The sequence below is a fragment of the Alcaligenes faecalis genome (assembly GCF_041521385.1).
Lineage (GTDB): Bacteria > Pseudomonadota > Gammaproteobacteria > Burkholderiales > Burkholderiaceae_B > Alcaligenes > Alcaligenes faecalis_E.
In genome coordinates this window covers 3,668,880-3,694,898 of sequence record NZ_CP168006.1, presented here as the reverse complement: position 1 = coordinate 3,694,898, position 26,019 = coordinate 3,668,880, and the positions used below count along the sequence as shown (strand labels likewise).

Sequence of the window (26,019 nt, the reverse complement as noted above, 5' to 3'; positions counted from 1 at the left end):
TCCTACACGGTAAACGATTCGCCACACCCGCAGGAGGCTTTCTCGTTTGGATTGATGAACTTGAAACCTTCATTGAGGCCATCACGGCCATAATCCAGACGCGTGCCATCAATAAAGGGCAGGCTTTTCGGATCAACAAACAGTTTAACGCCGTGCTCTTCAAACAGTTGATCGCCTTCAACCGGCTCATCAACAAAATCCAGCTTGTAGGCCAGACCCGAGCAACCGGTCAGGCGTACACCCAAACGTAGCCCCAAACCGCCCCCGCGTTTTTTCAAATGACGCTGGATATGTTCTGCGGCGGGCTGAGTAAGAGAAATAGACATGATCTTTTCCTTTCTATAAACCTGAAGAGTAGTCAGCCTTCAGGCTTGGACAACTAAAACGCGCCTTTGTTCTGTACCGAGGCAATGGCCGCCTGAACCGCCTCCTGGGCCAACAACGCACAATGCACTTTGACCGGCGGCAATTCCAGCGCTTGCTGTACATCCGTGGACGAGAACCGGGCCGCTTGCTCCAGACTGCGATCCTGTAGCCATTGCGCCGCATAGGAAGCGGCAGCGATGGTACAGCCACAGCCATAAGCCTTGAAACAGCTATCCTGAATCTGGCCCTGCTCCGATACCTTGAGCTGGATCCGAATCAAGGCCCCGGTTTCGTGACTTCCTGCTTCCCCTGTACCTACGTCAGCATCACTGCTGTTCATGACACCCACATGACGCGGGTGCAGAAAATGCTCCATGACAGCGTCACTATATATCATTGTGCGAACGGCTCCGAAGCAGGCTCGCTCCACAAGGGAGAGATGGCCCGCAATTGTTCAACCACACGACGGATGGCCGCAATCGTGTCATCAATGTCCTGCTCGGTCGTGAAACGGCCAAGGCTCAAGCGCAAGGAGCTGTGCGCCAACTGATCGCTGCGACCCAAGGCCGTCAATACGTAGGACGGTTCCAGGCTGGCCGACGTACAGGCCGAACCACTGGACACGGCCAGATCCGTCAGGGCCATCATCAGGGCTTCGCCCTCGATGTGATCCACACTGATATTCAGGTTATGGGGAACACGCTGTTCCAGGGTGCCGTTCAGGAACAAGTCCGGAATCTGCTGCAAGCCCGCCCACAGACGATCACGCAGCGCGGTGATGCGCTGGTGCTCTTCATCCATGTGCGCGCCAGCCAACTCAAAGGCACGCCCCATTCCCACAATTTGATGCGTAGCCAGCGTACCGGAACGAAACCCGCGTTCGTGCCCCCCACCATGAATCTGCGCTTTAAGACGCACCGCCGGTTTGCGACGGATATACAAGGCACCAATCCCTTTGGGCCCGTAGGTCTTGTGCGCCGACATGGACATCAAATCCACCGGCCATTCCTGCAGATTGATCGCCACCTTGCCGGTGGCCTGGGCAGCATCCACATGGAACAGTACCTTATGCTCACGACACATTGCCCCCAAAGCCTGCACATCCTGAATCACGCCAATTTCATTATTCACCAACATGACCGAGGCCAGGATGGTATCAGGACGAATGGCTTGTTCAAACGCCTGCGGATCAATCAGACCACTGGGCAGGACATCCAGAAAGGTGACTTCAAACCCCTCGTCCTGCAAGGCCAAACAGGTATCCAACACAGCCTTGTGTTCCGTACGGGCGGTAATAATATGGCGGCCCCTGGACTGATAAAACTGCGCGGCACCCTTCAAGGCCAGATTGATGGCTTCGGTAGCACCGGAAGTCCAGACGATTTCTCGCGGCTCCGCCCCGACCAGGGAGGCGACCTGACGACGCGCCTGATCCACGGCTTCCTCCGCATCCCACCCATAAGGATGGCTACTGGAGGCAGGATTGCCAAATCGTTCCGTCAACCAGGGAATCATGCTGTCGGCCACACGCCGGTCTACCGGTGTGGTGGCGGCATAATCCATATAGATACGCTGAGCGCGACTCATACAAAACTCCGGGTCAGTAGTGGCGACTGCCTACTACAAAGTACATTCTTCTGGCTGACCGGCTTCCTGAGCGGCCAACTTGAGCTGACGCAGACGTTGCTGATCAACCAAGTCCTGTAGCGAGACAGAGTCCAGATAATCGACCATTTTACGACTAAGCGTCGCCCAAAGCTCGTGAGTCATGCACTCGCCTTTCTGCCCGTTTGTGCCCTGCTTGCAATTACCCTTGCCACCACACTGGGTGGCATCAACGGGCTCATCGACCGCAAACACAATGTCAGCAACAGTAATGTGGCGGGCCAGACGCGCAAGCGTATAGCCACCACCCGGACCACGCACACTATCGACCAGTTCATGGCGGCGCAACTTGCCAAACAACTGTTCAAGATAGGAGAGTGAGATACCCTGTCGCTGGCTGATGCCTGCGAGCGTCACCGGTCCACTTTGCTGGCGCAGCGCAAGATCGATCATCGCGGTTACGGCGAAACGCCCTTTTGTCGTCAAACGCATGATAGTTTCCTTGCCAAAGGCGAAAGCGGCCGGACTGCCAAAGGCAAATCCGACCAATTTGGTCCAGTATAGCAAATACAGGGGAAACTACCGTGCTTGAGCGTGTGTTTTTACACTTATACTGACGTGTTATTTTAGTCGCTCAGGCAGCACGGTAATTAGGTACGCGCTTGCAAACCAACTCGAATACGCCCTGACAGGCATCTTCAATATAGTCCATGACCTTATTGAAGCCATCCTGACCACCATAATAAGGATCGGGCACAGTCGCCGCTTCGTAATCAGTGGCAAAGCGCATCAGCAACATGAGCTTGTGACGGTACATGGGAGGGCACATTTGCTGCAAGGCAGCATGATTTTCCCAGTCCATACTCAAGATAAGGTCAAAGCTGCGAAAATCCTCGCGTTGGACCTGTCGGGCCTGATAGGTAGAAATGTCATAACCGCGTTTACGAGCGGCTATTTGTGCGCGTGTGTCCGGATGCTCGCCAACATGAAAGCCGTGCGTGGCGGCTGAATCCACCAAAATAGCCTCCGACAAACTGGCTTGGTCAACCAGTTGGCGCAAGACGCCCTCGGCGCTGGGGGAGCGGCAAATATTCCCTGTACAGACAAACAAAACCTTACTCATAATGCGTCAAAGTCTGCGGGAAAACCCCAAATAAGGCAAGACAGAACAAGGGCCCAAACAGAGCCTCGAAACGGCTCGGGAAACAGCAAAGCCGTATCGTTTGGGGGCTGCAAATAAGAACAGTACGCAGCTGCTTGAAGTTTGGAATAAACCAAAGGCGCAGCACCCTTTGCTTAGCGGATACCGCGACTTCCCACGATGAGATAAATCAAGCAATACACCTGAGCAATGAAAGCCGGTAGTAGAACTGTGTTTTTTCTGTACTTTCGTCCAGACTTAGTTGCAATTATGCAACAAACATCATCAAAAATGGAATTGCCCCACTTTTACTGGAGGGGCGTCAAGCACGAGTAGATCCGAACATGTAATCCGGTTCCAGGCGAAGGTCGCCACCTCAGTTCAAGACCGACTCCAAAAAGGGCGTCTCTACGCCAGAAACACCACGCCCAAGCCATCAAGCCATCAGCAGCTTGGCCTTGAGCCTTTGCAACTTGTCGCGCGCAGCCGCGGCTTGCTCGAACTCCAGGTTGCGAGCGTGATCCATCATCTCTTTTTCCAGACGCTTGATCTCGCGTGCAGCGGCCTTCTCGTCGCGAATCAAGGCGTCCGGCACATCCTCGCGCAAGCTGGCGGTTGGGTCCGAAGCAACAACACCATCAATCAACTCACGGACGGCCTTGTTCACGCCGCGCGGCGTGATGCCATGCTCTTCGTTAAAGGCGATCTGCTTGGCACGACGGCGCTCGGTTTCTTCAATGGCGCGATGCATGGAATCCGTCATTCTGTCGGCATACAGAATGGCTTTCCCGTTCAGATTACGCGCTGCCCGGCCTATGGTTTGAATCAGGCTGCGCTCGGAACGCAGGAAGCCTTCCTTGTCTGCATCCAGAATCGCCACCAGAGACACTTCGGGCAAATCCAGACCCTCGCGCAACAAGTTGATCCCGACCAGTACGTCGAATACGCCCAGACGCAGATCTCGGATAATTTCGGCCCGTTCCACGGTATCAATGTCCGAGTGCAAGTAGCGCACACGGATACCGTTCTCCGACAAATATTCGGTCAGATCTTCAGACATGCGCTTGGTGAGCGTTGTCACCAGCACACGATCTTCCTGCGCGGTACGCAACTTGATTTCACCCAGCAAATCATCCACCTGCGTGGTGGCAGGACGAACCTCAATTTCCGGATCCACCAGGCCAGTAGGCCGCACCACCTGTTCAACCACATTATCGGCATGCTCTTGCTCGTAGGCAGCGGGCGTGGCCGATACGAACACGGTTTGCGGCATGCGGCGCTCGAACTCTTCCAGCTTCAAAGGGCGATTATCCATAGCCGAAGGCAGGCGGAAACCGAACTGCACCAGCGTTTCTTTACGCGAGCGGTCGCCGCGATACATGGCGCCCAACTGCCCGATGGTGACGTGGCTTTCGTCAATAAACATCAGGGAGTTACGCGGCAGGTAGTCGATCAGTGTCGGTGGCGGATCGCCGGGCGCCGCCCCTGACAAGTGACGGGAGTAGTTCTCAATGCCTTTGCAAAAACCCAGCTCCTGCAGCATTTCCAGATCAAACCGGGTGCGCTGCTCCAGGCGTTGCGCCTCCACCAAGTGCCCTTCCCGTGTCAGAAACTCCAGACGCTCACGCAGTTCCAGCTTGATGGTTTCAATCGCCCGCAACACGGTTTCTCGTGGTGTCACATAGTGCGAACTGGGGAACACGGTAAAGCGGTTCAGCTTTTGCACGACCTTGCCTGTCAGCGGATCGAACAACTCCAATTCTTCAATCTCGTCATCAAACAGGCTGACCCGCAAGGCCAGCTCCGCATTTTCTGCCGGGAAGATATCAACCACTTCACCACGAGCGCGGAACACACCGCGCTGGAAATCCAGGTCGTTGCGCTCGTACTGCATGGCGACCAGACGCGCCAGCAGCTCCTGCCGAGCGATGCGATCACCCTTGCGCAAGGTCAGCACCATGGCATGGTAGTCACCGGGGTTACCGATACCGTAGATGCAGGACACGGTGCCCACAATAATGGTGTCAGGCCGCTCCAGCAGACTTTTGGTAGCCGACAAGCGCATCTGCTCGATGTGTTCATTGATGGACGAGTCCTTTTCAATAAACAGATCGCGTGATGGCACATAGGCCTCGGGCTGGTAGTAATCGTAGTAGGACACGAAGTACTCCACGGCATTGCGTGGAAAGAACTCGCGCATCTCGGCATACAACTGCGCAGCCAGGGTTTTATTGGGTGCCAGAACAATGGCCGGACGCCCGGTGCGAGCAATAATGTTCGCCATGGTATAGGTCTTGCCCGACCCTGTTACCCCCAACAGGGTCTGGTACATCAAGCCGTCATCCACCCCTTCGACCAATTGCTCAATTGCCGCAGGCTGGTCGCCAGCGGGCAAATAAGGCTGGAAAAGCTTGAAGGAACTCCCTGGAAACTCTTGAAAGGCTGGCTCAAATTTCATGCTAGACACACTTTAGGGTAAGCCCGTATTATCACATTAATGCTTTGTTTTTCTACCTTTCTGCGCTAACGCCCCCATATCATCATGACATCGCTCTTCGAAACCGTCGAACTGGCCCCACGCGACCCTATTTTGGGTTTGAACGAACAATACAATGCCGACGAACGCAACGGCAAAGTTAATCTGGGGGTCGGTGTTTATTACGACGATCAAGGGCGTATCCCGATTTTGCAGGCTGTTCAAAAGGCTGAAGACGCCTTGATGAGCAAAGCCGCTGCACGCAGCTACCTGCCTATCGAAGGCATCAACACCTACAACCTGGGTGCTCAAACCTTATTGCTGGGCGCCGATTCCCCCATCATTGCCGAAGGTCGTGCCTTGACCGTGCAATCTTTGGGCGGTACCGGCGCTCTGAAAATCGGAGCTGACTTCCTGCAGCAAATACTGCCGCAGTCCGAGGTTTACATCAGCGATCCAAGCTGGGAAAACCACCGAGCCCTCTTTGAGCGCGCCGGCTTTACCGTCAACACCTATGCTTATTACGATGCCGCTACGCATGGCCTGAACTTTGAGGGCATGATCGCCTCCTTGCGCGCCATGCCTGCCCAGTCCATCGTGGTCTTGCACGCATGCTGCCACAACCCCACCGGCGTGGACCCCAGCATGGAGCAATGGGCCCAAATCGCCGAACTGATCAAAGAACGTCAACTGGTTCCTTTCCTGGACATCGCTTACCAAGGCTTTGGTGCCGGTCTGGAGGAAGACGCCAGCGTGGTGCGCCTGTTTGCCAAGCTGGGCCTGTCCATGTTCATCAGCTCCTCTTTCTCCAAGTCCTTCTCGCTGTACGGCGAGCGCGTTGGTGCCCTGACGTTGGTCACCTCCAGCAAGGACGAAACGTCCCGCGTGCTGAGCCAGGTCAAGCGCGTGATTCGCACCAACTACTCCAATCCACCAACACACGGCGGCAAAGTTGTAGCCACGGTTCTGAGTTCGCCTGAGCTGTTCCAAACTTGGGCAACCGAGCTAGCTGGTATGCGTGATCGCATCCGTGACATGCGTGCCCAACTGGTTGCCAAGCTGAAAGAACATGGTGCGACCCAGAACTTTGACTTCGTACTGCAACAGCGCGGCATGTTCTCCTACTCCGGCCTGACCGCCGAGCAAGTAGAGCGCCTGCGCCAGGAACACGGTATTTACGCTGTCAGCAGCGGCCGTATCTGCGTTGCTGCACTCAATAGCCAGAACATTGACGTCGTGGCCAAGGCCATCGCTCAAGTCCTGAAGTAAGCTATCTCGCGCTACAGCCCTGACGCCCTTCTTCGGAAGGGCGTTGTCGTTCCGGCCCTTGGAATCCCCCATGACAGACACTATTTCCCTGAACACCGAACGCCTGATCCTGCGCCCCTGGAAAAAGACAGACCTGGAACCCTTTTACCGATTAAATAGCGACCCCCACGCGCTGCGCTTTTATCCAGCCACTCTGGAGCGCGAGCAAAGCGACGCCATCGCCCACCGCAGTCAAAGCCTGATCGAAGAACATGGCTGGGGCCCTTGGGCGGTGGAGCTGAAAGAAAATGGCGCCTTCATCGGTATGATCGGCTTGAACCGCCCGACTGCTGCGCTGTACTTTCAGCCTTGCGTAGAACTGCTCTGGCGCCTGCTTCCCGAATACTGGGGTAAAGGCTACGCCACCGAAGCGGCTTGCGCCTGCATGGACTTTGGCTTTGACGAGCTGGGCCTGGACCAAATTGTGGCATACACCGCGCAGTTGAACCTGCCTTCACAAACCGTCATGCAGCGCCTGGGCATGACAAAGCAAGCCGGCACCTTTGCACACCCTGGCGTACCTGCGGGCCACCCACTTGTCCCTCACGTGTTGTACACGCAGGACCGCAAAGATTGGCCCCGGTCTGTCTGAACAGGGTCCGAGGGCTCAAAAATTAAGCCTTCACGGCCCGCAGTGCTTGCAAAAACGCCAACTGTAACGCACAATCTTTACTGTATATATATTCAGCAGACAATACTATGACCGCCAAGCTCACTGCACGCCAGCAACAAGTGCTGGACATTATCCGTTCTGAAATCGAACGGACGGGTTTCCCCCCCACTCGCGCAGAAATTGCTCAAGTGCTGGGTTTCAAATCCGCCAATGCGGCCGAAGATCATTTGAAAGCTCTGGCCCGCAAAGGCGCTATCGAGCTGACCGCCGGCGCCTCGCGTGGCATACGCCTGCTCGGCACGGAGACACGCGAAAGCACAGCGCCTAGCAACAGCGCATTAGCCAATCTGGCTGACGCTCTCTTGCTGCCCATTATTGGTCGCGTGGCTGCCGGTAGCCCTATTCTGGCCACCGAGCATATCGAGCGTGAAATTGGTGTTGCCCCTACGCTGTTCACCCAAACGCCTGATTACCTGCTACGCGTACGTGGCCTGAGCATGAAAGATGCTGGAATTTTTGACGGCGATCTGCTGGCCGTCAAAAAAGCCAGCGAAGCACGCAATGGGCAGATTGTGGTGGTCCGCATTGGTGATGATGTCACCGTCAAGCGCCTGTCGCGCTCCAGTAATCAGGTCATCCTTTTGCCTGAGAACCCGGATTTTGAACCCATCATCGTTACCGACCCGGAATCCCTGTCCCTAGAGGGCATTGCAGTAGGTCTGATTCGTACCAGCCCGCTGCATTAAACCTTGTCTCTCTGGGCTACCAGACCTGTTTTATACGCTTGGTACACCTGATGAGAGCCCCCCCGTCTATGAACTGCCCCCCCCCATCAGTTGGACGGCCATAGATGAGAAAGCCAAGGCCTGAGTTCGGTATTGCACTGAACTCAGGCTTTTTAGTGTTGTTCTGATACGTTCGTGATTGTAGTAGTAAATGTATTGGCAGATGCCGACCTGAAGCTGCTCGATGTTCTCGAAACAGTTCAGGTAGAAGAACTTGGACTTCAACGTACCGAAGAAGCTTTTCATCGCGGCACTGTCCAGGCAGTTGCCATTGCGTGATATGCAAACCTGAGTGTTTATTGGCCAGAGCGCATGCTGCCCTGCAGATTGAAGTCACCGCACAGCGGCGACGACGATTATGGTTGCCACTATATTTACGATGAAGGTCTTTGCTGCAATGTGCATGTGGGCAGTAGCCTATGTCTATGGAAAGACTTAGACAGCCCAGCCAAAAAGTAAACAGGCCACCTTGATTTCAAGGTGGCCTGTTTTACATCTTGCTGAAGCTAACGCTTAGTGCTTGAAGGACTCAGAGCCCGTACCAGCAGCACGAGAAGCAGCCAAGGCCTCTGCCGCCAAGCGAGCGACTTCCTCGTCGCTCAGAGGCGTGACGGCATCTTGCAGGGCGACTTCCAGTACACGATCAATCCAACGCACTGGAATGATCTCCAGCGTGTTCTTCACATTATCTGGAATATCGGCCAGGTCTTTGACGTTTTCCTCTGGAATCATCACCGTTTTGATACCGCCGCGTTGCGCTGCCAAGAGCTTCTCTTTCAAGCCGCCAATAGGCAGAACTTCGCCGCGCAAGGTGATTTCACCCGTCATAGCTACGTCGGAACGAACCGGAATACCCGTCAGGCTGGACACGATAGCGGTCGTGATGGCAATACCGGCCGATGGACCGTCCTTGGGCGTAGCGCCTTCTGGAAAGTGCACATGCAGATCACGCTTCTCGAACACCGTATTGGGGATACCCCATTTCTGGGCACGCGAACGCACCACGGTACGGGCCGCCTCGACGGACTCTTTCATCACGTCGCCAATCGAACCCGTACGCAGCACATTGCCTTTACCGGGCATATCGGCCACTTCAATGGTCAGCAGATCACCACCCACCTCGGTCCAAGCCAGACCGGTCACCTGCCCAATCTTGTTCTCCTTCTCGGCCAGGCCGAAGGAGAAACGACGCACCCCCAGGTACTCGTTCAGATTCGCTGCATTCACGACCAAGGTTTCCTGGGTCAGCGTCTTGTTGCGGGCCGCACGCGTACCAGCCTGAGGATTGGCCACCAGCAGTTTGCGAACCACCTTACGGCAGATCTTGCTGATTTCACGCTCCAACGACCGCACACCCGCTTCACGCGTGTAGTAACGCACGATGTCCCGTACCGCGTCTTCTGTCACCTCCAGCTCACCATGACGTACGCCATTGTTCTTCATCAACTTGGGCAAGAGGTAATCGAACGCAATGCGTACCTTCTCGTCTTCGGTGTAGCCGGACAGACGAATCACTTCCATACGGTCCAGCAGGGCCGGTGGAATATTCAAAGTATTGCTGGTTGCCACAAACATCACGTCAGACAAGTCGTAGTCCACTTCCAGGTAGTGATCCTGGAAAGTGTGGTTTTGCTCGGGGTCCAGAACCTCCAGCAGCGCCGAGGAAGGGTCACCACGGAAATCCGCACCCATCTTGTCGATCTCGTCCAGCAGGAACAGCGGGTTACGTACACCCACCTTGCTCATGTTCTGAACCACCTTGCCGGGCATGGAACCGATGTAGGTACGACGGTGGCCACGAATCTCGGCCTCGTCACGCACACCACCCAATGCCATGCGAATGAACTTGCGGTTCGTTGCCTTGGCAATGGACTGACCCAGCGAGGTTTTACCCACGCCTGGAGGGCCCACCAAACACAAGATTGGAGCCTTCAACTTGTCCACACGTTGCTGAACAGCCAGGTACTCGACAATACGTTCCTTGACCTTTTCCAGACCAAAATGATCGGCATCCAATACCTCCTGGGCATTGCCCAAGGAATTATTGATACGGCTCTTTTTGCGCCAAGGCAGGCCAACCAGCGTTTCGATGTAGTTGCGCACCACCGTGGCTTCGGCTGACATCGGCGACATCAGCTTGAGCTTCTTCATTTCAGCCTCGGCCTTCTTGAGCGCCTCCTTGCTTAGCTGAGCCTGTTCGATGCGTTTTTCCAGCTCTTCGACATCGGCGCCGTCCTCGCCTTCGCCCAGCTCTTTCTGAATCGCCTTGACCTGCTCGTTCAGGTAGTAGTCGCGCTGGCTCTTTTCCATCTGCTTTTTCACACGGCCACGAATACGCTTCTCGACCTGCAGAATGTCGATTTCACCTTCCAATTGCGACAGCAAGCCTTCCAAACGCTCCATGGCCTTGGGCGTTTCCAGCATGCCCTGCTTTTGCTCCAGCTTGAGCGGCAAATGGGCAGCAATGGTATCGGCCAAGCGACCAGCATCATCGATCCCGGTCAGGGAAGTCAAAATTTCCTGGGGAATCTTTTTATTCAGTTTGACGTATTGCTCGAACTGGGCCAGCACAGCACGGCGCAAGGCCTCGGTTTCAGCCGCATCACCAGCGTCGCCGGGCACCTCGACCACCGAGGCCATAAAATGGGTTTCCGCATCCTGAACCTGGGTGATACGGGCGCGCTGCAAGCCCTCCACCAGCACTTTCACGGTGCCATCAGGCAACTTGAGCATTTGCAAGATACTGGCCGCACACGCAATTTCGTAGAGATCCTCGGGAGCAGGATCGTCCTTGCCTGCGGACTTTTGCGCCACCAGCATAATGTTGTTGCCGGACTCCATCGCCAGCTCAAGGGCTTTTATCGAGCGAGGCCGACCAACAAAAAGCGGAATCACCATGTGAGGGAACACCACTACATCGCGCAAGGGAAGCAGCGGCAGCTCAATAGGTTCCGTAGAAAGAATCTGGCTCGCAGACATAGTCATTTCCTATAAATGTCCTTAGACGCAAAAGGGAAGCCTGGGCTTCCCTTTCACGGTTTAACCTGTTGTAGCTCAGATTGTGGCGAATTTTGATATTTCAAGTAGGCCGCACGAACATTAGAACAGAACTTTATCTTGCCCATGCCCTTCCGACCAGAGCCAGATAGAGCACAAACAAGGATATATCTCTAAGCTACTGCGTTCTTCAGGGGCGACTCAGTGTCACTGGCTTCACTATCGGGCAAAGTGCGCCCCAAAATCAATTCGGGTTTACTCTTTCCAACAATAGCGTCCTCAGTCAACACCACTTTGCTGACATCCTTGCGCGAGGGCAGCTCGTACATCGTATCTAGCAGCGCCTGTTCGACAATGCTGCGCAGACCACGAGCGCCGGTACGACGCTTGATGGCACGCTGGGCCACGGCACGTAGTGCGGCAGGCTGCACCTCCAGCTCCACACCTTCCATGCTCAGCAGCTTCTGGAACTGCTTGACCAAGGCATTGCGCGGCTCGGTCAAAATGCGGATCAAGGCATCTTCGTGCAGTTCTTCCAGCGTAGCGACCACAGGCAAACGCCCCACCAGCTCGGGAATCAGGCCGAATTTGATCAGATCCTCGGGCTCGGCCTCTGAAAACAGCTCGCCAACGCCCCGCTCGGATTTGGCTTTCACCGAGGCGGAAAAACCGATACCCGATTTTTCTGTACGGTCTCGAATTACCTTTTCCAGACCATCGAAGGCACCGCCGACAATAAACAGGATATTGGTGGTATCCACCTGCACAAAATCCTGATTAGGATGTTTGCGGCCACCTTGTGGAGGCACTGAAGCCACGGTGCCTTCAATCAGCTTGAGCAGTGCCTGTTGCACGCCCTCGCCCGATACGTCGCGGGTGATCGAAGGGTTATCCGACTTGCGAGAAATCTTGTCGATCTCGTCGATGTAGATAATGGCGCGCTGCGCTTTTTCCACATCGTAATCGCAGTTCTGCAGCAGTTTTTGAACGATGTTCTCGACGTCCTCACCCACGTAACCGGCTTCGGTCAGGGTGGTGGCGTCTGCCATCACAAAAGGCACATCCAGCATGCGGGCCAGCGTTTGAGCCAGCAGCGTTTTACCCGAACCCGTAGGCCCAATCAACAAAATATTACTTTTGGACAGTTCTACATCGTCACGGCCTGCCTTGCCGCCACGAATTCGTTTGTAATGGTTGTAAACCGCTACGGCCAAGGTGCGCTTGGGCGTCTCCTGGCCAATGACATACCCGTCCAGAAAATCTTTGATTTCCTGGGGTGTGGGCAATTCTTTACGTTCACCATCAGGAGTGGCGCCCGCAGCTTCGTCACGAATGATATCGGTACACAGATCAATACATTCGTCGCAGATGAACACGGACGAAGGTCCAGCGATCAGTTTCTTGACCTCATGCTGGCTTTTATTGCAAAACGAGCAATGCAGAACTTTCTCGTCGGCCGATTTCTTTTCGGACATAAATTTAAATTCACTTCAGGATGGTAAAAGGACGGGAACAAGTCCCGCCCCCGAACAGCCATATTACTGCTTTAGATCGATCCCTGTGGGGAACAGATGATTACTCGTCACGCGTATTCATCACCTTGTCGATCAGGCCATAGGCCACAGCGTCTTCCGCTGCCATGAAGTTATCACGCTCGGTATCCAGCTCGATACGCTCGACAGGCTGACCGCAGTTTTCGGCCAGGATCTTGTTCAAGCGTTCGCGCAGGCTCAGGATTTCCTTGGCCTGAATCTGGATATCAGAGGCCTGGCCCCGCGCACCGCCCGAAGGCTGGTGAATCATGATGCGCGAGTTAGGCAAGGCAAGGCGCTTGCCCTTGACGCCCGAAGACAGCAAGAAGGCGCCCATGCTGGCAGCCATGCCGGTACACAATGTCGAGACTTCCGGCTTGACGAACTGCATCGTGTCGTAGATGGCCAAGCCTGCGTAAACCGAGCCACCGGGCGAATTGATGTAGAGCGAAATATCCTTTTCAGGGTTTTCCGACTCCAGAAACAGCAGCTGGGCCACAATCAGGTTGGCCGAGTTGTCATGAACCGGGCCCACCAGAAAGATGATGCGCTCGCGCAGCAGGCGGGAGTAGATGTCGTAAGACCGTTCTCCACGACCAGACTGCTCGATCACGATAGGCACGTAGCCCAAACCCGTAGGGGCAACGGATTGCCCCCCATGCATTGAGGCGTAGAAGTCGACAAAGGTTGACGACATTAGTTGGTTCCCATGATTTGGTCGAACGCCACCTCCTCGTCGGACACCTTGGCCTGGGACAGTACGTGCTCGACGACGTTGTCTTCGAGTACCACTGCCTCAATCTCGGCGCGACGCTGGCGATCGGACAAGTAGTAGGCCACCACTTGGGCGGGCTGTTCGTAGTTCTGGGCAAATTCTTCGATGCGGGTACGCACTTGCTCGGGCTTGGCTTGCAGTTCAGCAGCCTTGACCAGTTCGGAGACCAACAGACCCAAACGCACACGGCGGGTGGACTCTTCCTGGAAAGCTTCGGCAGGGATAGGCATCTTGTCTGCGTCGGGCACGCCACGGTCTTTCAGTTCAGCACGAGCCGAAGCGATACGACCTTGCACGTCGTTGTCCACCAAGGACTTGGGTACGTCAAATTCGCTGGCGGACAGCAACGCATCCATGACAGCGGACTTGTTGCGGGCATGCACACGCGCCTTGATTTCGCGTTCGATGTTGGCACGGATATCAGCCAGCAAAGCGGCTACATCACCTTCGGCCTGACCCAGGGACTTGGCGAATTCAGCATCCAGCTCGGGCAGAACAGGCTGGGCCACGTCTGTCACGGTGATCTTGAATTCGGCAGTTTTGCCAGCCACTTCCTTGCCGGTGTAGTCGGCAGGGAACTCCAGAGGGAAGGTTTTGGTTTCGCCTGCTTTCATGCCGGCAACGGCAGTCTCGAACTCGGGCAGCATGCGGCCACGACCTTGCAGGTACTGGAAACCTTCGGCGCTACCGCCTTCAAAGGCGACACCGTCAATGGTGCCCACAAAGTCCAGAGTGATACGGTCATCTTCTTGAGCTTCGCGCTCGGCGCTGGACTCGTAGTTGGCGCGTTGCTTACGCAACACGTCTACGGTGCGCTGGATGTCTTCGTCGGTTACAGGCGTATTGGCACGCTTGATTTCCAGCTTGGACAGATCGGGCAAAGCCACTTCTGGGTAGACTTCGAAGGTCGCGGTAAAGGCCATCGTGCCTTCAACTGGCTCGCCTTCTTTGGCTTCCAGATTAGGAGTGCCGGCTACGCGCAATTTGGAGTCCTGGATCACTTTGTCCAGGGCTTTGCCGATTTCTTCGTTGATGGCGTCGTAACGAATACCAGGGCCGTGGCTGCGCTCGACAACGGACAAAGGCGCTTTACCGGGACGGAAGCCCTGTACCTTGGCCGTGCGAGCCACACGCTTGAGCTGGGCCTGGACTTGTTTTTCTACGTCGGCCACCGAAACGACCACATCGACTCGGCGCTCCAAGCCGGACAGAATTTCAACCTCGGGCTGCATTGAAGACCTATATTAAATTGAGTAATTGATAAGAGTAATCCGGCATTTTACCGGAAACTGGCACGGTAAATCCAAACAAACGTATTTTGAATCATAATTTCCTGTCAAGACAATACAGCCGTGCCGGACTATGATCCCTTACTTTACCTTCCCTACGCAAGACTGATATGCACATGACTACCCCTTTGGGCGGCATCCGGGTCCTGGAACTGGGCCAATTGATCGCTGGCCCCTTTGCCGCCAAGATTCTGGGCGAATTTGGCGCGGACGTGATCAAGATCGAATCCCCTAAGGGTGGCGACCCCTTGCGTAAGTGGCGTTTGCTGCATGACGGTAACTCGGTCTGGTGGGAGGTGCAATCCCGTAACAAGAAGTCTCTGGCTCTGGACCTGCGACAGGCTGAGTGCCAGAGCGTGGTGCGCGCACTGGTAAAAGAGTGTGACATTCTGATCGAGAACTTCCGCCCCGGCGCTCTGGAAGAATGGGGACTGGGTTGGGAAGACCTGAACGCCATCAACCCCGGTCTGATCATGCTGCGCGTATCCGGTTACGGCCAAACCGGCCCGTACAAGGACAAACCTGGTTTTGGCGTCATTGGCGAGGCCATGGGTGGCTTGCGACATCTCAGCGGTGAAGCTGGACGGCCACCCGTACGCGTCGGCGTATCCATCGGCGACTCCCTGGCTGCTTTGCACGGTGTCATCGGCATCATGATGGCCTTGCGCCAGCGTGAACAGAACCAGGGCGAAGGCCAATATATTGACGTGGCCCTATATGAATCCGTTTTCAACATGATGGAAAGCCTGCTGCCGGAGTACTCCGCATTTGGCGCGATACGAGAGCCTGCGGGTAGTAGCCTGCCTGGCATCACTCCTAGCAACGCCTATGTCTGCAAGGACGGTAAATATGCCCTGATCGCGGGCAATGGCGACAGCATCTTCAAGCGCCTGATGAACGCGATTGGCCGAGCTGATATGGCTGACCATCCCGACTACGCGCACAATGACGGGCGTGCCCGGAATGCAGGCGTGATTGATGCTGCCATCGGTCACTGGGCCAGTGCCCTGGAGCTAGACAAGGTGCTGGAAATTCTGGACCAGGCTGGTGTGCCCGCAGGCCGTGTGTACGACATCGCCGATATTGCAGCCGATCCCCACTACCAGGCCCGCGAGATGCTGTTGGACAGCCGCTTGCCGGACGGCACACCGCTTAAGGTTCCGGGCATTGTTCCCAAGCTAAGTGACACCCCTGGCGGTATCTACCGCCTTGCCCCCCATCTGGGCCAGGACACCGAGGAAATTCTGGATAAGCTGGGCATCAGCGCCGAGCAACAGGCCAACTGGCAGGCTCGTGGACTGATCGCCAAAAACCCAAAACGCACGTAAAACAAAACACGACAAAAGCGGCTGAGAGCCACCTCAAGATGGCCCCTAATCAATTTGCTTATCCATAAGGCCAATTACTTGCCTAGCGTGAAAATCCACGCTAGAATCTACTTCTTTCGTGCTGCGAACGTGGCGGAATTGGTAGACGCACCAGATTTAGGTTCTGGCGCCGAGAGGTGTGAGAGTTCGAGTCTCTCCGTTCGCACCAAAGCATGAAAACCGTTGATTCAAAAAAATCAATTTTAAACAAAATCAACGGCTTACGAGTATGATTTGAAATCAATTGACCCCTTAAAATCAATTTTTCCAGCAATTTGCTCGCAGATTTACTCCCACATAGCCGGCCTTAAAAAGACCGACAACACGTAGCATTAGTGGATTGGCAAGTCGGCGCTTGAGTAAAAAAGCGGGCCAGAGAAGAAACATCGTCAAGGCACCTCCAAACAGGGCACCTATCCTTAAGCAAACACAAAGTTTGTCGCTCGTGTTTCCCTGGGGACATCACTGAGCCAGCTCAGATGCTGGCGGCCAGAAACCAGTTGCACAACACAGACCCCGCTCGGAACGCTTTCCAAATCGAAATCAACTGCCCAACAACAGACTCCTTTATGGGCTCACATTTGGCGTACAAAAAGGCCGCCCATCCTAGGGCGGCCATATTAATGAGGATTTGATTCCGGCCTGTCATGCTTGCCCGGAAAATCACTAGGCCAACGCATCGGCCTGGGTTCGGGCTGAGGAGCTGGACAGGGAGTGTGAGCACGATTCACGTCCTAACCTCCTTCACTGGATAATCATAGAGGTGCAGCGCCAAGCGCAAATTGCACTAAATATCATAACAATATCAGATCCTGGCAAATCCCCTGGCCTCAAACCCGGAGAAATATATGCCGCTGCTCAAGCCAACATCCCAAAAAGACGTTTACCACCAAAATAAAGGACAGGCCTGCACCTTTTTATAAGACCACGTTCAGCACTTGTAGTTCCCTGCCAACACAATCGATGAAAGCCGTGCTACTGACTAGCGTCACGCACAGTCCGGAAAAACAAAAACCGCCCCTGCAATTAAATCGCCCCCCAAAAATACAATAAGGCAGGCAGCAATGCCGTCAGCACGCCCTGCACAGCAGACACCATGCCTGTCAGGCGAGCAATGGGCTTGTTCAGGACAAGCAGCAAGAAGAACAGGAACCATAGGACGGCCCAAGACAACCAGCTCAACACTTGCCAATAATCAAAAATCCGCTCGGCAAGGCTCAAGTTGGTAATCGCAGCAGGGACCGCGATGCAGGCAACCACCAAGGAATACCAACCCAAAGCACGCCCATCACTTCCTGTAAACGCGTTCACGCCCACCCAAAAATAGGTCAAGGCAAACAGGCCCAGATAAAGGGCAGACAAGGGGGAGTAGACCACGCTGTTGGCCGGGTTCAGGATGTGGGACATGCAGATAAACCCCAACACGGCGGTGAATAAATTGACGATGGCAGCATCTTTAGCCTCCACCACCCTACCCGCGCGATGACCTTCAGAGTAGTAGAGACGAACACCATTAACGAACAGGCACAGGCCTGCAAACGCCAGAAAAGCGGCAACTAGCATTTTGAGGGTTCCTAAATAATAAAAAGCGAGCACAGAACATGCCCGCAACATGATGTTGCACTCAGAGCCGAGGCGGAGCAGATCATAGAGCTTGGCAGCTCTATCACCATGTATGTTTTTTTATAAGCTCTATAAGAAAAAACCACATATTTTGACGGCAGTTTTCTGGTGAGCAATCAGGCTAAGAAATAAAAGCTATGCACAGACATCAACTGGCCAGATCGCCCCTTGTCCATCTTGAAAACGAAACCTGGCCGAAAACAAGAAAAGCGTTCTCCATCAATGCATAGAAAAGCCAATCAAATTCAGGACAAGTGCGCCGAAAATGATGTTTGCCAGTCAACAATCGGCTTACACAAGGAACCACTCAAGCCTGCTCGTGTTGTCCCCAGCGAGCCAATACACGCACATAGACCAGTTGCGCCAGCAACTCCACCAAGGTCTGGGTCAAAATAACGGCGGGCAACAAGGGCGAGGCACCTGGAATAGCCAGGGCCAAAGGCAGAACAACCAGGGAGTTACGAGTCGCACTGCTAAAGGCCGCGGCTCGTCGCAAAGGGACCTCCAAACGTACTTGTCGCGCCAGCACCCAGCCAATGACAGGAGCCAGGAAGGCAAACAGCACATACACCGGCAATACGCGCCACAAAACATCCAGAGCAGGTTCCAACTGCCTCAAAACGGCTGCCACCACGATAAACAGTACCAGGGCAGTAGCCGGAACAGGCGCCAGACCCAAACCCGCCTGGACCTGCGCCCAGGCGCGACTTTTCCCAGCAAGATACTGAGTCGCCCCCGCCAATAGCAGTGGAATCAAAATCAGAAAAAAGAAGGCATCCAGAAAAGGGCCAGCCTTGATGTACAGGCCAAACTGTTCTCCCAGCGCCAACTTGAGGAACAAGGGCAAAAGCAGCATTTGCACTACAAGCAGCACCGGCGTGGCCGCCAGAAGCGTTCGCGCATCCGCCCGGCCTAATTGAGCAAACGTGACGACGTAGTCAATGCAAGGGCTCAGCAAAACCAGCAACACGCCCAGACGCAGCATCGTGTGGTCAGGCAGCAAAGGCAGCAGCGCAAAGACAAAGAGAGGAACCAGGCAAAAATTGGCCACAAGCAGCACGACCAAAAAGCGCAGTTGAGTCAGTGCCTTACCCAGTCGAGAAACAGGCACCTGCAAAAAAGTGACATACAGCATCAAAGCCAGAGCCGGGTTGATCCAGTCGACCAGACCGGCCGGCATCACCCAGACACTGGCCATCAAACCGGCCAGCAACATCGCCACAACATAAATGACGATTTGCCGGCTTTCCAACGCATCACGAATCACAGTCAGCACCTCGCTTGGCAGCAAGCCCATGGCACCGCCGTGACAAAACCTTACAGACCGCTACGGCGCAAACGTGCGGCAGACTGACGATTCAAGTCCCGAGCCTCGCGCTCGGCATATTCGCTTTCACCGGCCTCGTAGCGACCCTCATGCATGCAGGACTCACGGTCCCAGGTACATTCATTGAAGAGTTTTGAGACGGGGCCACCGCCTGGCTTGGCCGAAGAGCACGCCGCCATCAAGGCTGTCAAGCCTATGACCACCACACCTTGAATCAGTCGTCGAAGCATCATTCCGTCTTTCCTACAAAAAATCTTTTCTTACCGCGAATCGAAACGACAACCAATCGCGGCCCATACAAGCACTGTACCCCGAGGCCTGAAAGCTCGTCGATTCCCTTTCCTGTTAATTTGCAATTGATAACTCAAGAGCAATTTCTGCAATTGACCCAAATCTTGCCCTTGTCACCCAGCCCGAAGACAGCGCAGGAAGTGCGACATCGAGGCAGGTGACATCCCTGACCCAAGGACCTCCCACTATTCCGAGGTTTTCACACTGGAATCCGGTAACAAATGCAGTCCAGTCCGACGGACAAACTCCTCGTAGCTGATAGGCGGGCTAAGGCGCGTAGACGCCTGATTCGCTTGCCAATGGACCCAGGAACGGCGAGTGGTGGCGTCATACACCAGCTTGAATAAATAACTGGGAACGGCAACCTGACCGGAGCCAATGCTTGCCGCACTGCGCTCATACACTGGTCCGGTAAAAACAAAGACACTCCCTGCCGCACGGGCGACGTATTTACGAGTATCCGCTTCAATCTTGTTCCAGGGACCGGCATTATGAGTCTGGTTTTGCGGCACCATATTAGCCAAAGAAAAGCTCTGAGCCATACTCTGCTCAGAGGCCATGTCCCCTGCCGGGGCCATATGCCCACGTGAAAAGCCTGAGCCCCGGTAGTCATTCAGTTCGGCTCGTTCCGCCCGAGGCAAACGACCTTCGGCATAAAATCGATCCGTACGCTTGACGCCCTTGGCCGACTGAATCTGTTGCCGATTCAGACGCTGCACAACAAACACCGGGGTTTTGGTTTGGCCGCTATGCAAAATCGCAAAAGAGCTAAAGCACAACTCTCGTTGCGTATAGGCCGCAGGCACAACGGGCCGTGAACCGGGGAAGAACTGGGGACATTGCGCAAAAGAGGTCTGAACATACCCATCAATGGCAGCAGGGACGGGGGAACTGTCTTGCTGAACCGCTGTGGGCCAACCCAGCGATACCAGAAACGGCTCAAGACTTTGCCAGTTCACCCCCTGAGGATGAAGCCAGGCCGTCGCAATCCCGAAACTGGTCAGGGCCGCAGCGATGACTGATTTCAAGAATCGGGACAGACTGGTCTGCCTTGCCTTCTTTCTACTCCTGGTTTTTGTAACGCGACGACCTGTGCTTTTTCTACTCATACCACTCTTGTTTTATGCTTGGTCGGCCTACATCATTGCGCCGACTGCACCTGTGATTATAAGCAGTCCTTTCTGTTTAAACAGTACGTGCCCCCATCGGGAGCACGTACTTCCTTCTGAATCCTGTCCTGTTCAACCAATTTGATGAGCTGGACAGAAGCAAATTCAAAAGCTTGAGCGCACGTTTACTTCACGCTCAAGGCCTGTAGCTCTTTCAATTCCTCTTGCAACTGCCCCAGCTTGGCGCGATCGCGCTCCAGCTTTTTCTCCAATTCCTGCACCTTATCTTGGCGCCCTTCAGAACGCTTTTCAGCGATCTCTTCGATACGGTCCTGAATGTCCTCTTCTTGCTCTCGGATATCGTCCTGCACATCGCGCAGCAAGTCAGCATCCTGACAATGCATTTGCAGATTCGCCAATGCACGCTGCAGACCACGCTCGCGATGCACATTACCATGCTGGCGAGCATAGTCGATCTGATGCTGGATCTCGGCAGCCCGATACTGGCAAGCCGGGTTATCCGCCCAGACAGGCAAAGCCATCACACCTAACATGACACTCAAACACCATACCGAGTTTTTCATCCTGATTACTCCCCTTGTGTTCATTCGGACTTCCATCCTACCAGCGCATTTTCTATTTATCCGGAATGGACGCCTACAACAAACCTCGCCGATTTGTCACAAGAACGTGATTAAATTCGTCTATTCCTTCGTTTATGTCATGTGCAAGCAACATAATTGTCGCGATTTGTGTCAAAGAACTTACACAACGTGTCTTTAAGCATAAAACAGTTCAGTTACACTCAAAATCCTCATAAAGCAAACTTTTACTTTTCATCGTGTCCAACATCACCATCAGGAAATGGATTTTTTTCCTGTGCGCTGCTTTGATTGTCGTGTGGCTCTTTCCCTTTGCGCACATCAACGAAAGTTTGCTCAACTCCTCACAGGCGTATTCCGCCTGGCACACCAGTGTGCTCAACTCCTTGATGCCGTTATCAATCCTGGCCGTTGCCAGCTTGATCTGGGCAGACAAAGCGGTGTCCGCCTGCCTGGCCCTGGCCGTCAATACTGTCTTGTTTTTACTGGCGATCAAAAATATCTGCGATACCGCCGACCGTTTCTCGCACGTATGCGGTATTGACGTTTCTGTTTCTTACGGAGCTATCCTGTATGGACTGGGTATGACAACGCTGTGGATACTGCTGCTTATCTATCGCTGGAAAAGTCCTAAAGAGCGGCCCGGTTTCTGAGATAGCCCCGCCCCCGGCCTCAAGCCTTCTCCGCCCGCCCCTGCATCACCATAATCGTTTGCTGCATCAACGCACATAACGTCTGCTTGCCTTCTTCCACGGCAAATACCTCGGCCTGTGTCACGATCAAACTGCGGCCCTGACGAACCACAGCCCCTCGGGCCAACAAAGACTCCCCCTTGGCCGGCGCCAGAAAATTCAGCTTGTACTCCACACTGAGCACACTGGCGCCCAAAGGCGTATACGTCATGGCGGCATATCCTCCGGCCGAATCTGCAATCATGCCGACAACACCACCATGCACAAAACCATGTTGTTGCTGCACCCCCTCCCAATGCGGCAAATGAATCTCGACCAAGCCTGTCTGAACCAGCGGCATGGTGGCGCGAATCAGGCTCATTGCCTGCTGGCGGGAAAAACTGTCTTGCACGGCTTGCAGCACTTGCGGATCCAAGACGGGATTAGCGGAAGCGCGGGCTGAATTCATCACTGATGTCTCCTTTATTTTTATCCTGGATACAGCGGTATCAAACGGGATTGAACGGCCAGAAAACGGGAATCAACAGGACGCCCAAGACCCAGAAAATCAAGTTCAAGGGCAAACCAACTTTCAGAAAATCAACAAACCGATAGCCACCCGCGCCGTAAACCATGGTGTTAGTTTGATAGCCCACAGGGGTTGCGAAACTGGTGGAGGCGGCAAAGGTCACCGCGATCAAAAAAGGCGTGGGATCAACGCCCATCATATTGGCCGTGGACATCCCTATGGGCGCCAGCAGCACCGCTGCGGCGGCATTGCTCATAAACTCGGTCAAGACCAAGGCCATCAGATAGACCATCGCCAACACCGTCAACGGTCCAAACGAATCGACCAGACCAACCGTGTTTTCCACCAGAAACTGGGCGGCCCCCGTCTCGCTCATGGCCAATCCCAAGGGCAACAAACCCGCCATCAAGATAATGATGCGCCAATCAATGGCGTCGTAAACCTCATCCGCCTTCAGGCAGCCGGCCAGCGTCATGGCGACGGCACCAAGCAATGAGGTAATACTGATAGGGACCCAGCCCAAGGCAGGCACCACAATCACCAAGGCCATGGTGAGCAAGGAAAAAGGTGCGCGCCAACCCATTTCTTTTTCAGCCTCACGCTCGGACAGCACGATAATATTGCTATCCGCCCGCAAATCGGCCGCCTCGGAAGCGGGGGTCAACATCAACAAAATATCCCCCACCTGCAAGCGTACCGCACGCAATTGCTCACGCAAGACCTGACCACGGCGATGAATCCCCAGTACGGTAGCGTTCCTGTGCCAACCCGCCCGTAAACTGCCCAAGGTACGTCCACTAATACGCGAACGCGGCGCAATCATGACCTCCGTCAACACCTGGTCGACCTGTTCAAAAGACCGTTGCTCCAACTTGAACTGCGGATCTACCTCCAGGCCGGCTTCTTTGCGCAACTCATCCAGCTTGGTCCAATCTCCACGCGCCAACAGCACATCATCCTGCTCAATCTTCTGCTCGCGCGGCCCCCACACTTTGATATCACCACGCAACAGTTCCAGAACAAAGACGCCGTATTGCTCACCCAACTTTGCTTCGCCAACAGACTGACCAATCAAGGAAGAATCCGGCATGACACGCAGTTCGGTTATGTACTTGCCCAACTCATATTGTTCGACCAACTCGCCACCGCGCGCAGCAGGCAGCAACCACCGCCCGACTGTCAGCAAATAAACACAACCGACTGCCATGCAAATGACACCCAGCTTGGTGAACTCAAACATGGTGAAGCCCGGATGCCCCATATCACGGGCAATGGCATTGACCAGCAGGTTGGTAGAGGTCCCGACCAAAGTACAGACCCCGGCCATTTGCGAGACATACGACAAGGGAATCAAGGCCTTGGAGGCCGACATGCTTATCCGTGTGCTAGCGGCCATCACGATAGGAATGAATACCGCCACCACTGCCGTGTTATTGACAAAGGGGGCGATTACCGCCAGAACCAGAAACAAGAGCAACAGAAACTGGACCGGGGAGCGGGCCTTGCCCAGCAAATCCCCAATCCCGGACAAAGCCCCGCTATTTTGCAGCCCGGCAGCCAATACAAACATGGCGGCGACAGTGACTGTGGCCGGATTACTGAAGCCGCCTACAGCCTGCTCCGGAGTCACCAAGCCCAAAATAGCCAAGGTGCCAAGCACCAATAAAGCAATCGCATCAATTCGGAGTTTTTCTGTGGCAAACAAGACAATCGCAACGAAAGCCAAGCCCAAAACCACTGCAATCTCTGTTGTCATGTTGCCCCACTCCTGTTTGTTCTGTGCTGCCAAGTATAGGTAAAAATGCAGCATCCCAAGCTCTGCATTTCGCCGTACTCAACAAAAAAACACAAGTTTTTCCAAACAGACAAAGTGACACCCGCTACGTCAGGCGGACGCTAATCCCGCATCGCGCCGACCAAACCTAGATCAGCAACATCAGCAAAAACACCACGCCCAACAAAACGATATAGGCTTGGGCGTGAATACGGTCGGGGATCTTGCCGATCCAGCGTGAAGCCAAGCGAATCCCCAGGCAGGAACCCAGCACCAGCACCAGACAGGCTCGCAGGTCGATATACCCCACATGCCAAGGCCCCAATGAATCTGCGTTCCAGGCCAGCATGGCGTAGCTCAGGCTCCCCATCACCGCCATAGGCAAGGACAAGGGGTTTGCTGCCGCTGTGGCTGCCGTCATGCTGGCGCCGCGTCGGCGCATCAAGGGTACAGTAATCACGCTTCCGCCTACGCCCAACAAGGCGGCGATCGCACCAACAAGAACGCCGGCCCCGGCGCTACTTGCCCTGCTCAACGGGCGCATGACCGTGCTTGCCTCCTGGGTAAAACCCGATCGAAACAGGCTATCGAGAATCGTCAGGCCCAGATACACCACAAAAACCCAACGCACCCAGGACCCGCTCAAGGCCATGGCCGTTACCGCCCCGGGAATCGCCCCCACAGCGATAAACCCGAGCAAAGGGCGCAGTTGCCCCCAAGGCACGGTGCCAGCCTGGTGATGACGCCAACTGGACAAGCCAGCTCCAAAGATCATGACGCAGGTGGACGTCGCTACCGCAATATGCATGGCCGCCTGCCCCATCTGACTGTCCACGCCATACCTAGCAATCAACACCGAATACAGCACGGGGACCACCACAAACCCACCACCGAAGCCAAATAGCACGGTGCTCACCCCAGCCAGCAAGCCAAAAAACAGCAATAGAAAATACATACCTATCCATCAAAAGAGTTGCCAACGTCCAAGGATAGGTCGCCCCACTGTGGCTGACATGCTAAAACCAGTCAACAATACTTTCATTTCAGCCAGAGGTTTGTGTATGCACAATGTACGACTGGATCGCGTGGATACAACCCCGCGCCCCTTGCTGGCCATTGGCACAGATTACGCACCGGGTACCTTGCTGGATTTTCATGCCCACCGGCGGGCACAGATGCTCTATGCCATGACGGGTTTGATGGAAGTGGACACTGACGATGGCGCCTGGGTCATCCCGCCTTATCGCGGTGTGTGGATTCCAGCCGGCAAGCGCCATCGTGTACGCATGCACAGCGCCAGTACGCGCAGTCTGTATATAGAACCAGGGGCAGTCCCCCGCAGCAGCGCCCATTGCGAAGTGCTGGTCATTACGCCCTTGCTGCATCACTTGCTGCTGGCCTCCCTGGCCTTGCCCGCCCTGTACGAGGAAAATGGTCGCGACGGTGCCTTGGCTCAGTTGCTCTTGCATGAAGTTGGCCTGGCACACACCATGCCACTCTTTGCGCCCATCCCTCAAGATTCGTCCTTGGCCGCACTTTGCAAAGCATTCTTGGGCCAGCCTCATATCCAGAGCACGCCAGAACAGTGGGCCATGCAATTGAATAAAAGTCTGCGCAGTTTTACGCGTTTTTTTCGACAGCAGACCGGCATGAGCTTTAGCCAGTGGCGGCAACAGGCCTGTTTACTGACAGCCTTGACCAAGCTGTCTGCCGGCCAATCCGTCACCCGGATCGCGCTGGATCTGGGTTATGACAGCTCCAGTGCTTTTTCCACCATGTTCCGTCGCTGCTTGGGACAGGCACCTAGCCACTTTATTCTGCCCCCCTGAAAACATCAGC

24 protein-coding genes, 1 tRNA gene and 1 pseudogene are annotated in these 26,019 nt (G+C 54.7%); 7 read left to right on the top strand and 19 right to left on the bottom strand.

Translation table 11 applies throughout. The features are described from left to right. Positions 1 to 2: 2 nt before the first annotated feature. The 6 genes from ACDI13_RS15995 to uvrB all read right to left on the bottom strand — a co-directional run bounded on the left by ACDI13_RS15995 (position 3) and on the right by uvrB (position 5,570). Positions 3 to 326, bottom strand: a complete 324-nt coding sequence (locus tag ACDI13_RS15995) for an iron-sulfur cluster assembly accessory protein (RefSeq protein WP_003801383.1) — start codon at positions 324 to 326, stop codon at positions 3 to 5. Positions 327 to 379: 53 nt separating this feature from the next. After that, a complete protein-coding gene (locus ACDI13_RS15990; protein ID WP_372372517.1) occupies positions 380 to 742 on the bottom strand; it encodes an iron-sulfur cluster assembly scaffold protein in 363 nt (120 codons plus the stop codon). Positions 743 to 759: 17 nt separating this feature from the next. Beyond that, positions 760 to 1,953 (bottom strand): IscS subfamily cysteine desulfurase, encoded by a 1,194-nt coding sequence (locus ACDI13_RS15985; RefSeq protein WP_316990270.1) that lies wholly within the window; start codon positions 1,951 to 1,953, stop codon positions 760 to 762. A gap of 33 nt (positions 1,954 to 1,986) precedes the next feature. Then, positions 1,987 to 2,463 (bottom strand): Fe-S cluster assembly transcriptional regulator IscR, encoded by a 477-nt coding sequence (gene iscR / locus ACDI13_RS15980; protein WP_021446710.1) that lies wholly within the window; start codon positions 2,461 to 2,463, stop codon positions 1,987 to 1,989. Positions 2,464 to 2,605: 142 nt separating this feature from the next. Then, entirely contained in the window at positions 2,606 to 3,097 is a 492-nt protein-coding gene (locus ACDI13_RS15975; protein WP_316990279.1) for a low molecular weight protein-tyrosine-phosphatase, read from the bottom strand. A 451-nt stretch (positions 3,098 to 3,548) separates the two neighbouring features. Continuing rightward, positions 3,549 to 5,570 (bottom strand): excinuclease ABC subunit UvrB, encoded by a 2,022-nt coding sequence (gene uvrB, locus ACDI13_RS15970; RefSeq protein WP_316990271.1) that lies wholly within the window; start codon positions 5,568 to 5,570, stop codon positions 3,549 to 3,551. 84 nt (positions 5,571 to 5,654) lie between these two features. Between uvrB and ACDI13_RS15965 the strand changes: the two genes are divergently transcribed. The 3 genes from ACDI13_RS15965 to lexA all read left to right on the top strand — a co-directional run bounded on the left by ACDI13_RS15965 (position 5,655) and on the right by lexA (position 8,255). After that, positions 5,655 to 6,857, top strand: a complete 1,203-nt coding sequence (locus ACDI13_RS15965) for an amino acid aminotransferase (protein ID WP_316990272.1) — start codon at positions 5,655 to 5,657, stop codon at positions 6,855 to 6,857. Positions 6,858 to 6,927: 70 nt separating this feature from the next. Continuing rightward, complete coding sequence (locus ACDI13_RS15960) at positions 6,928 to 7,488, top strand: GNAT family N-acetyltransferase (RefSeq protein WP_316990273.1); 561 nt, start codon at positions 6,928 to 6,930, stop codon at positions 7,486 to 7,488. A gap of 107 nt (positions 7,489 to 7,595) precedes the next feature. Then, positions 7,596 to 8,255 (top strand): transcriptional repressor LexA, encoded by a 660-nt coding sequence (gene lexA, locus ACDI13_RS15955; RefSeq protein WP_316990274.1) that lies wholly within the window; start codon positions 7,596 to 7,598, stop codon positions 8,253 to 8,255. Between the two features lie 66 nt (positions 8,256 to 8,321). Here lexA and ACDI13_RS15950 read toward each other — a convergent pair. The 5 genes and pseudogenes from ACDI13_RS15950 to tig all read right to left on the bottom strand — a co-directional run. Then, a pseudogene (locus ACDI13_RS15950) lies at positions 8,322 to 8,576 on the bottom strand (IS3 family transposase); the annotation flags it as partial. Positions 8,577 to 8,807: 231 nt separating this feature from the next. Then, the gene (gene lon, locus ACDI13_RS15945) at positions 8,808 to 11,273 is read right to left on the bottom strand and encodes an endopeptidase La (protein WP_316990275.1); all 2,466 of its coding nucleotides are present in this window, start codon (positions 11,271 to 11,273) and stop codon (positions 8,808 to 8,810) included. Between the two features lie 191 nt (positions 11,274 to 11,464). After that, positions 11,465 to 12,766 (bottom strand): ATP-dependent Clp protease ATP-binding subunit ClpX, encoded by a 1,302-nt coding sequence (gene clpX / locus ACDI13_RS15940; protein WP_316990276.1) that lies wholly within the window; start codon positions 12,764 to 12,766, stop codon positions 11,465 to 11,467. Between the two features lie 100 nt (positions 12,767 to 12,866). Beyond that, positions 12,867 to 13,520: an ATP-dependent Clp endopeptidase proteolytic subunit ClpP gene (gene clpP, locus ACDI13_RS15935; protein ID WP_021446711.1), complete on the bottom strand. Its 654-nt coding sequence runs from the start codon at positions 13,518 to 13,520 to the stop codon at positions 12,867 to 12,869. Next, on the bottom strand, positions 13,520 to 14,830 hold the full coding sequence (gene tig / locus ACDI13_RS15930) for a trigger factor (protein WP_316990277.1): 1,311 nt from the start codon (positions 14,828 to 14,830) through the stop codon (positions 13,520 to 13,522). The genes clpP and tig overlap by 1 nt, the downstream gene beginning before the upstream one ends. A gap of 173 nt (positions 14,831 to 15,003) precedes the next feature. Between tig and ACDI13_RS15925 the strand changes: the two genes are divergently transcribed. Together ACDI13_RS15925 and ACDI13_RS15920 are read left to right on the top strand one after the other, a co-directional pair. Continuing rightward, the gene (locus ACDI13_RS15925; RefSeq protein ID WP_316991094.1) at positions 15,004 to 16,215 is read left to right on the top strand and encodes a CoA transferase; all 1,212 of its coding nucleotides are present in this window, start codon (positions 15,004 to 15,006) and stop codon (positions 16,213 to 16,215) included. A gap of 123 nt (positions 16,216 to 16,338) precedes the next feature. Beyond that, positions 16,339 to 16,423 (top strand) — tRNA-Leu (locus ACDI13_RS15920). An 857-nt stretch (positions 16,424 to 17,280) separates the two neighbouring features. Here the strand turns inward: ACDI13_RS15920 and ACDI13_RS15915 are convergent. The 5 genes from ACDI13_RS15915 to ACDI13_RS15895 form a co-directional block, all read right to left on the bottom strand. Continuing rightward, complete coding sequence (locus tag ACDI13_RS15915) at positions 17,281 to 17,817, bottom strand: AmiS/UreI family transporter (protein ID WP_316991095.1); 537 nt, start codon at positions 17,815 to 17,817, stop codon at positions 17,281 to 17,283. A 367-nt stretch (positions 17,818 to 18,184) separates the two neighbouring features. Next, positions 18,185 to 19,174, bottom strand: a complete 990-nt coding sequence (locus ACDI13_RS15910) for an arsenic resistance protein (protein ID WP_316991096.1) — start codon at positions 19,172 to 19,174, stop codon at positions 18,185 to 18,187. Positions 19,175 to 19,194: 20 nt separating this feature from the next. Beyond that, a complete protein-coding gene (locus tag ACDI13_RS15905) occupies positions 19,195 to 19,437 on the bottom strand; it encodes a hypothetical protein (protein ID WP_316991097.1) in 243 nt (80 codons plus the stop codon). Between the two features lie 243 nt (positions 19,438 to 19,680). After that, positions 19,681 to 20,523 carry a DNA/RNA non-specific endonuclease gene (locus ACDI13_RS15900; protein ID WP_316991098.1) on the bottom strand — a complete coding sequence of 281 codons (843 nt, stop codon included), beginning with the start codon at positions 20,521 to 20,523 and terminating at the stop codon, positions 19,681 to 19,683. A 266-nt stretch (positions 20,524 to 20,789) separates the two neighbouring features. Beyond that, on the bottom strand, positions 20,790 to 21,188 hold the full coding sequence (locus ACDI13_RS15895; RefSeq protein ID WP_316991099.1) for a DUF1090 domain-containing protein: 399 nt from the start codon (positions 21,186 to 21,188) through the stop codon (positions 20,790 to 20,792). A gap of 314 nt (positions 21,189 to 21,502) precedes the next feature. On the opposite strand from ACDI13_RS15895, the gene ACDI13_RS15890 reads away from it, so the two are divergent. Beyond that, the gene (locus ACDI13_RS15890) at positions 21,503 to 21,859 is read left to right on the top strand and encodes a DUF202 domain-containing protein (RefSeq protein ID WP_372372516.1); all 357 of its coding nucleotides are present in this window, start codon (positions 21,503 to 21,505) and stop codon (positions 21,857 to 21,859) included. A 19-nt stretch (positions 21,860 to 21,878) separates the two neighbouring features. Here the strand turns inward: ACDI13_RS15890 and ACDI13_RS15885 are convergent, their stop codons facing one another. The 3 genes from ACDI13_RS15885 to ACDI13_RS15875 all read right to left on the bottom strand — a co-directional run bounded on the left by ACDI13_RS15885 (position 21,879) and on the right by ACDI13_RS15875 (position 25,135). Next, on the bottom strand, positions 21,879 to 22,346 hold the full coding sequence (locus tag ACDI13_RS15885) for a PaaI family thioesterase (RefSeq protein WP_316991101.1): 468 nt from the start codon (positions 22,344 to 22,346) through the stop codon (positions 21,879 to 21,881). A 40-nt stretch (positions 22,347 to 22,386) separates the two neighbouring features. Continuing rightward, positions 22,387 to 24,162, bottom strand: a complete 1,776-nt coding sequence (locus tag ACDI13_RS15880) for an SLC13 family permease (RefSeq protein WP_372372515.1) — start codon at positions 24,160 to 24,162, stop codon at positions 22,387 to 22,389. Positions 24,163 to 24,328: 166 nt separating this feature from the next. Then, positions 24,329 to 25,135 carry a sulfite exporter TauE/SafE family protein gene (locus ACDI13_RS15875; protein WP_316991103.1) on the bottom strand — a complete coding sequence of 269 codons (807 nt, stop codon included), beginning with the start codon at positions 25,133 to 25,135 and terminating at the stop codon, positions 24,329 to 24,331. A 106-nt stretch (positions 25,136 to 25,241) separates the two neighbouring features. On the opposite strand from ACDI13_RS15875, the gene ACDI13_RS15870 reads away from it, so the two are divergent. Next, positions 25,242 to 26,009: a helix-turn-helix transcriptional regulator gene (locus ACDI13_RS15870; protein ID WP_316991104.1), complete on the top strand. Its 768-nt coding sequence runs from the start codon at positions 25,242 to 25,244 to the stop codon at positions 26,007 to 26,009. Positions 26,010 to 26,019: the final 10 nt, after the last annotated feature.